The sequence below is a fragment of the Lentzea sp. NPDC004782 genome, assembly GCF_040609115.1.
Lineage (GTDB): Bacteria > Actinomycetota > Actinomycetes > Mycobacteriales > Pseudonocardiaceae > Lentzea.
Genome location: NZ_JBEXJN010000073.1, coordinates 33,098 through 39,744, shown reverse-complemented (window position 1 = coordinate 39,744; position 6,647 = coordinate 33,098). Strand labels below are relative to the sequence as shown.

Genomic DNA, 6,647 nt, shown 5'->3' with positions numbered 1-6,647 from the left:
CTGCGCGCCACGCCGAGGCCGGGTCAGGCGATCAGCGTTGCAGCGTGAGCACGCCCGGCCGGTAGGGCAGGAGGCCGTAGTCGACGCCGTTGGAGTTGGGGTTGCGCCCCTGGTAGAGGAGCTGGAGGTTGCAGGGGTCGATGGTCTTGGTCTGGTCGGGGTTGGTGCGGATCAGGTCGCCGTGGCTGATGTCGTTGGTCCAGGTGGCGCCGCTGTTGGCCTTGCCGGCGAACGGGTTGCTCTCGGTGGCGGCCTGCGGCGTCCACGAACCGTTGAGGCTCGTGGCGGTGAACGACCGGAAGTAGCGGCCCCTGGCCCCCATCGCCTCGACGATCATGAGGTACTGGTTCTGGTCCTGGACCTTGTAGACCTCGACCGCCTCGAACAGGTTGGCCTGCGTGTCGCTCATGATCGTCGTGTAGTTCGAGCCGAAGCTGCCGGGGAAGTTCCCGATCGGCATGCTGGCGCGGTAGATCTTGCCGTTGTCACCGGCGAAGAACAGGTACATGTTCTGGCTGTCACCGATGATCGTCTGGTCGATGGGACCCGTGCCGGAGTTGGGGATGCTTCCGCTGAAGAGCGTCTTGGGCGCCGACCACCCGTTGGCGTTGGTGGGGTCGTTGGAGGTGCGGTAGCTGAAGGCCGCACCGCCCCACTGGTAGGTGAGCACCCAGATGTTCTTCGGGGCGAAGTAGAACAGCGTCGGCGCGACGGTGCCGCTGCTCATCCCGTTCTGCGGCGCGGACGCCATGTCGGACCAGTTGGTGAAGGTCCCGAAGTTCATCGAGCCCCAGCTCGTCCGCGTGTCGTGCGTCGTCGCGTAGACCAGGTGCTTGCCGTTGTACATGACGTGGGTGAAGTCCTTGAGCGACACCCAGCCCGACTTCGGGGTCGCCAGCGGGCCCGTCGACGACCAGCGGTAGCTCGACGGCAGCTGACAGGCGCTGGGTCCGACCGCCGCCCCCGCCACGGGCGCCGCGGTGAACGCCGTCACCAGCCCACCGAGCAGCACTGCGACGGCGGCGCTGACTCCGGCCATTCGACGCCTGCGGCCTCGTGTCGCGGTGACGGGCGGGTGATGGCCTGATCCGGTCATGGTCGTGCTCCTCTTCGTCGAGGTGTGGGCGCGGCAGGGCAGCGTTCGACCGGCCACCTGCACGAAGTGGCCTGTCACGCGTCCTTTGAACGAACAAACTGTGAGGGACGATCTCTTTGCGGTCAAGACGTCGAAACCGTTTCGACTGAGCCTTCGACGAATTGCAGAACGCTAAAACAGATGGAAATTCTTTAGCTCCGGTGAGCAGCGACCGGGGACGGAATCGTCAATCGGAGGTCGTCCGGACGTCATTCACACCGAATGCGCCGCCGGTGTCGTCACGGCAGCATTTCCGGTCGTTCCGGCATTTCAGAGCGTTCTGCGCACAACCGATCAGGCGCGAGTGGCGGTGATCGTCAGCGGGGTGGTGACGCCGTGCCGCGCGCTCGCTTCGGCGAGGAAGGCCGCGAGCCATCCCAGCGCGGCCGGCGACCACTCGGCGAGCATCACCTCGCCGAGCGAGGAGAACAAGGCCACGTCCTGCTTGAACTCCCGCATCCACCCGACGATGCCGGGCACGAACGGGTCGACCTCGACCCGCACCCCGGTGACCAGGTGCGGGTCGAGGTCGGCGAACCAGCCGGCGTCCTGCAGGAGGCTCATCATCGAGTCGGCGCCCGGCATCGGCACGGTGAGCTCCACCGACTCCAGGCGGAACTGCCCCAGCCGGGCCACCACGTCACCCGCGCAGGCGAGAAAAGCCTGCACCGGCACGGATTCTCCGGTGAGCGACACCTGGAACCACGCGCCGGTCGAGTCGGAACCCGCGTCGTTCATGCCCCAGCAGCCTCCCGGCCCGTGCGAGGAGAGCCATCCCATCGCGGAGGACCGGGAGACGAACAGGCTGAACGCGTCCGCGGACCCGGCTCGCGGATGACGATCCAGCGAGCCGCGCAACGCCGCGACCATGGTTCGATCGAGTGCCAAGAACCTACCGCCTGCAGGTGATGTTCCGGGTTGCCGTCGTGAGCTTGCTCGGGTCGTCGGCCAGACCGACGAGGTCCACGTCGATCACGCTACGCCACCCGGTGACCTCGCGGTTGGAGCACGTCACACGTCCGGTCGCCCGGTTGCCCGCGCCGCCGCCGGAACGCACGGTCGCCTTGCCGGCCGAGCCGATGTTGCGCCACTTCCCGTCGCTGTAGTACTGCTGCAACTGCACGGTGACGACCGCCAGCGTGGCGTTGCAGTTGCCGTTCGTCCACCAGCCGTGCCCGGAGGCCGACGCCGGCGGAGTCGACGACACGTGCACGTAGTCGCCGTTGGTGTAGAAGACGCAGACCGCGTCAGGCCCCACGACGGCCGACTGGTCCCCCGCCGTCTCCACCGGAGCCGGTGCGGGCACCGCGACCTCGGCGTTCGCCGGCGCCTGCATTGCCCCGAGTGCGAACCCGACAGCGGCCGTTCCGGCCAGAATTCGTTGAAAACGCACGACTTCACCCCTGTTCGTCGCTCTCACGCCCCCTGCGTGAGCCGGTCAGTATCAGCACGCCCGGACGAGGGCCCGCAGTCGAACCCGAGGTTCTTCACCCGATCAGACCAGCTCGATTTCGACTCGGTTCAATTCCATCCACAAAGGACACTTCGTTCTCCCATGTATCGTCGTTCACCGTTGGTGCGCAACGGATGACGCAGACATCACGCATCGAGTGATGTACTCGAAACCTCCGCCGCGGCCAGAAAGCGCAACCATGGCCTCCACCGAAATCGAGCCGATTCCCAGGTCGCACCGGCGACGCCCAGGATCGCCGTCCTGACCTCCCACCACGCCCCGCCGGAGGTGCCCGCCCATCCGATCTCGCACGTCTCCGAAATCGAACGCACGGGCCCGATCGCGGCCGCTCCGGCCACCGCGCGGCCGATCGGCGGAAGGGTGCCGCCGGTGGTGGTGATCGCACCCGAGATCGACCGGTGAGCTACAGCCTGGAAGGCGCGGGCCGATCCGTCCCGGCCGACCTGCTCAGGCTGGTCGGCCAGGGCCAGTGCGCCCTGCATCCCGAGGTGCTGCGCACCCTTCTGCGGTCCGGGGAGCCCAGGCCCTCGCCGCCGTCGGCCACCGAACCTCTCACCGGCCGTGAGGAGGCGATCATGTCGTTGCCGGCGGCGGGAAAGGACGTCGCGGAGATCTCCCGCCGGCTTCTCCTGTCGCCGAAGACCGTTCGCAACAACCTGACCAGGATCTTCACCAAGCTGCGCGGGCGACGGCAGACCGAGGCCGTGCTCAGGTGGCGCGGCCTGGCCTGAGCACGGGCGGGAGCCACCCGTCACGCCGACGGAGTGGCCATTCCGGAAATCAGCGCACGCAATTTCGCCGATGCGCGCCGCAGTGGCCCCGTCTCGCCCGGTACTCCCGCGGCGAAAGGCCGTGCGCGGCGCGGAAGATCCGGCCGAACTTCGCGGAGTCGAGAATTCCCCACCGGGCGGCGACCGCACCGATGGACAGATGGCTCAGGGCCGGGTCGGCCAGATCACGCCGGCCCCCGGCCAGCCGCGGCGTTCTCACCATCTCGCCGACAGCGGTGTCCTCGTCCTCGAACAACCGGTGCAGCTGCCGCACCGAGATGCGGATCCGAGATCTCGGTCTCCACGAGGCACCTGATCACCGCGGCTGCGAACTCCTCCTGGAGTCAGATATCCTCGGCCGCCCGGTCCCGACCCGGATCCACTACCTCCGATGCCCGAACCCACCCAGGCCTTGGTGCTCGATGAAGGGCGCCTTCATCGACGTCAGGTGGATGAAGGAGCCCTTCATCGATGTCGCGGCGGCCGGTTGTTCCACCTGAAGGGTCATCGACGGCGTTCTCACATCACGCGACTGCGCCACCCGCGGCTCCTACGCCGATCGGCCGTCGCCGCGCAACCGTTGGGAGATCTAGGTTGCTGGTGTGCCGGGACAGGGGGAAGCTCATGCTCCGCGCCTGTTCACACCGGGCGTGGCCGTGCTGCTCGGCTTCGTCCTGCTGGTCGGGAACCCCTGGTTGAACCGGGATCTCATCCTCGCGTTGTCGAGCGGCGAGCCGGGCTTCCGCCTCGGCGCTCTCATGTTCTCCTATCCGAGCTGGCACGTGAACGCCGACCGCGTCGGGGTGTTCCTGTTCTGGTTCGCGAACCTGCGGACCGTGCTGTTCGTGGCGTTCGCGGTCACGGGGCTGACCAGGGTGTCGCGCTGGGCCACCGCGGCCACGGGCCTGTTCGTCGTCACCGTGGGAGTGACGGCACTCAGCGCGGTGGCCGCCGGGCTGACTTCCGGAGCGGTCGCGGTGGCCTTGCTGGACCCGCGGGGGCAGTTGCCGTTCGTCGATGCCGGCCGGCCGGCGGAGTTCTTCCTCGGCCAGCTGACCGCGTCGGCCTCGTTCGGCGTGCTGCTCGGCCTGGTGCTCGGTGCCGTCGTGGCGATGCAACGCCGCGCACCCGCGCGCGGCGAACGCCCGGCCGACGTGCCGAGGTCGTTGTGGTGAAAGGGGATCGATGAGCCAGCCGACCGCGTTCTCCCCCGACGACACGACTCGCTACCTGTGCGTCGCGGCCAGGACGGACGAACGCTTCGCCGAGCGGATCATCAAGGCGTTGCTGACCGAGGACCTGCACGCGGTGGCGCCATCGGTCGGGTTCTCCCTGCGGCCGGTGCTGCTGCACGCGCTGGCCGGTGTGCGGCAACGGCAGCTGCGGGACTGGTGCCTGCTCGCGGCGACCGCGCTCGCGCTGGTTGTCTCTCCACTGTGGACGGTTATGTTCCTGGTGGTGGTGCTGCCGGTCGGCGCGAACCTCGCCCACCGCGCGGGAGAGTCGCGCAGGCTGCGCGACATCGTGTTCGCCCTGATCTCGTTGGCGATCTTGCTGTTGGTGTTCGTCACCATGGTGTCCGCGCTCGACACCGCCGCCACGCCGGCGCGCGGACGTTCCGCTCCGGAGCCTGCCGTCCCCGAGTGGCTGTTCGGCCTGCCGTGGCTCGCGCTGTTGACCGCTCTCGGGATGTACGCGCTGCTGGTGTGGAGCGAGTGGCGGATCCGGCTGACGTTGCTGAGCGAGCTCACCCGCGCCGCGTTCAGCACCGAGGCGGCGCCGCCGCTGCCGCCCGGCCAGGCGTGGTTGTCCGACCGGCTGGCGGCGATCGACGAGGCCGAGCGCGGCAACGTGACGATCTACGACGGTTTCACCCCGTTCATCGGCCACGGCTCGCTCGTGTCGACGTGGTCGTTCGCCCTGCCGTCCCTGCGGCGTGACACCGACCGCGACCCCGGGAGCGTGGTGCCGCTCGACACCGGCGAGCTGGTCGGCCACGTCCGGGAGCGGCTGGCCGGCATCGGCGTGGAGCCCGACGAGCTGCCCGGGCTGTCCCTCGCCGAACGGGCCTTCGTCAGCGGCAACGCGCTCACCATGCACCCGGCGCTGCTGCCCGAACGCGAGCTGGAACCCCTGCAGCACCTGCCCGATGAGGACCTGGCCCGGCTCGCCGCGCGCCCGCACAGCTCGGCCAGGCACTACCTCTGCGCGCAGGTCCCGTCGTGGGGGGGCGAGGTCGTGGCCAGCACGTTCCTGCACTTCTCCACCGACGGACGGCTGCTCTACCTGCAGTGCGACCGCACCGTGCTGGGGCCGTTGTGGCGGCAGTACCACGACGTGGACCGGATCAGCCCGGTGCTCACCGCCGGTGCGATCGGCCGTCTACTGGCCAGGGCGGCGAGCGGGGTGGCCGGCGCGGTACCGCGTGCTCCGGTCCGGGTGCTGCGCGACCTCACCTTCCGGTGGCGCACGGAACGGCACCGCGTCGTGGAGCGGGCGATCGCCCGGCAGGACCTCGGCCACGGCTACGGCGCCCGGTTCAGCGTCCGCGAGCAGGCCACGGACGCCAAGTACCACAACTACTTCCAGAAGACGGACGCCACCAAGCACCTCAAGGTCGTCGAACGGCACGTCCTGGCCGCGCTGCTGGACTTCCTCGACGCCCGCGGCGTGGACACCACCGAGTTCCGCAACCGCCAGATGACGATCCTCAACCAGGGCATCATCCAGACCGGCGGCGTCAGCAACGTCGGCAACCAGGCCGTCGGCAGCGAGGCCACGGCGACGGTGCAGTTCCCCGCACCCGGCTCCGCCGCCGGAAGACCCGCGTGAGAGGAAGGAAGACCGTGCCGGAAAGCTCGCCGAACTACGGCATCCACCAGTCCGGCGGCGTGAGCAACGTCGGCAACCAGGCCGTCGGCCCGCACGCCCGTGCCGTCAGCCACGGCCTGAGCTTCACCGCCGCGCCGGACACCAGCGCGCTGATGACCGAGCTCATGACGTTGCTCGAACGCCACCGCGCCGAACTGCCCGGCACCGCCGGCGAAACCGCCGGAGAACTGCGGGATGAGCTCGACTCGGCCGAGCCCGACCGCGGCCGGATCGCGCGGATGCTCGAACGGCTCACCGCCCTGGTGAAGCCCGTCGCCCCGCTGGTCGAGACGGTCGGCGAGCTGACCAGGTCGGTCAACTCCGCCTTCGGTGACTGAAGGTTGGAGAAACCGCGCCTGGACACCGGAATCGGTGCCCGGGCGCGGTGTCGTGTCAC

At 69.1% G+C, this 6,647-nt stretch carries 8 protein-coding genes and 1 pseudogene; 5 read left to right on the top strand and 4 right to left on the bottom strand.

What is annotated here, in order from left to right; all coding sequences use genetic code 11:
• Positions 1 to 31 precede the first annotated feature (31 nt).
• The 3 genes and pseudogenes from ABZV40_RS40565 to ABZV40_RS40555 form a co-directional block, all read right to left on the bottom strand.
• Positions 32 to 940 (bottom strand): annotated as a pseudogene (locus ABZV40_RS40565) (non-reducing end alpha-L-arabinofuranosidase family hydrolase); the annotation flags it as partial.
• Between the two features lie 489 nt (positions 941 to 1,429).
• Positions 1,430 to 2,023: a hypothetical protein gene (locus ABZV40_RS40560; RefSeq protein WP_355454538.1), complete on the bottom strand. Its 594-nt coding sequence runs from the start codon at positions 2,021 to 2,023 to the stop codon at positions 1,430 to 1,432.
• Positions 2,024 to 2,027: 4 nt separating this feature from the next.
• Positions 2,028 to 2,528 carry a hypothetical protein gene (locus ABZV40_RS40555; protein ID WP_355454536.1) on the bottom strand — a complete coding sequence of 167 codons (501 nt, stop codon included), beginning with the start codon at positions 2,526 to 2,528 and terminating at the stop codon, positions 2,028 to 2,030.
• 348 nt (positions 2,529 to 2,876) lie between these two features.
• Between ABZV40_RS40555 and ABZV40_RS40550 the strand changes: the two genes are divergently transcribed.
• Positions 2,877 to 3,011 (top strand): hypothetical protein, encoded by a 135-nt coding sequence (locus tag ABZV40_RS40550; protein ID WP_355454534.1) that lies wholly within the window; start codon positions 2,877 to 2,879, stop codon positions 3,009 to 3,011.
• Positions 3,008 to 3,340: a LuxR C-terminal-related transcriptional regulator gene (locus tag ABZV40_RS40545; RefSeq protein ID WP_355454532.1), complete on the top strand. Its 333-nt coding sequence runs from the start codon at positions 3,008 to 3,010 to the stop codon at positions 3,338 to 3,340. Before ABZV40_RS40550 ends, ABZV40_RS40545 begins: the two co-directional genes overlap by 4 nt.
• A 49-nt stretch (positions 3,341 to 3,389) precedes the next feature.
• On the opposite strand, the gene ABZV40_RS40540 is transcribed toward ABZV40_RS40545, so the two are convergent.
• Complete coding sequence (locus ABZV40_RS40540; RefSeq protein WP_355454540.1) at positions 3,390 to 3,659, bottom strand: helix-turn-helix domain-containing protein; 270 nt, start codon at positions 3,657 to 3,659, stop codon at positions 3,390 to 3,392.
• Between the two features lie 322 nt (positions 3,660 to 3,981).
• On the opposite strand from ABZV40_RS40540, the gene ABZV40_RS40535 reads away from it, so the two are divergent.
• Genes ABZV40_RS40535 through ABZV40_RS40525 form a run of 3 tightly spaced genes read left to right on the top strand, consistent with a single transcriptional unit; the run spans position 3,982 to position 6,588 of the window.
• Positions 3,982 to 4,554, top strand: coding sequence for a hypothetical protein (locus ABZV40_RS40535; protein WP_355454530.1), 573 nt, complete (start codon positions 3,982 to 3,984; stop codon positions 4,552 to 4,554).
• A gap of 10 nt (positions 4,555 to 4,564) precedes the next feature.
• Complete coding sequence (locus tag ABZV40_RS40530) at positions 4,565 to 6,211, top strand: hypothetical protein (protein ID WP_355454528.1); 1,647 nt, start codon at positions 4,565 to 4,567, stop codon at positions 6,209 to 6,211.
• Positions 6,208 to 6,588 carry a hypothetical protein gene (locus ABZV40_RS40525; protein WP_355454526.1) on the top strand — a complete coding sequence of 127 codons (381 nt, stop codon included), beginning with the start codon at positions 6,208 to 6,210 and terminating at the stop codon, positions 6,586 to 6,588. Before ABZV40_RS40530 ends, ABZV40_RS40525 begins: the two co-directional genes overlap by 4 nt.
• Positions 6,589 to 6,647: the final 59 nt, after the last annotated feature.

What these genes read in the sequence shown, in the direction of transcription:
- ABZV40_RS40530 (WP_355454528.1), top strand. Translation starts at nt 4,565, where the DNA reads ATGAGCCAGCCGACCGCGTTCTCCCCCGACGACACGACTCGCTACCTG.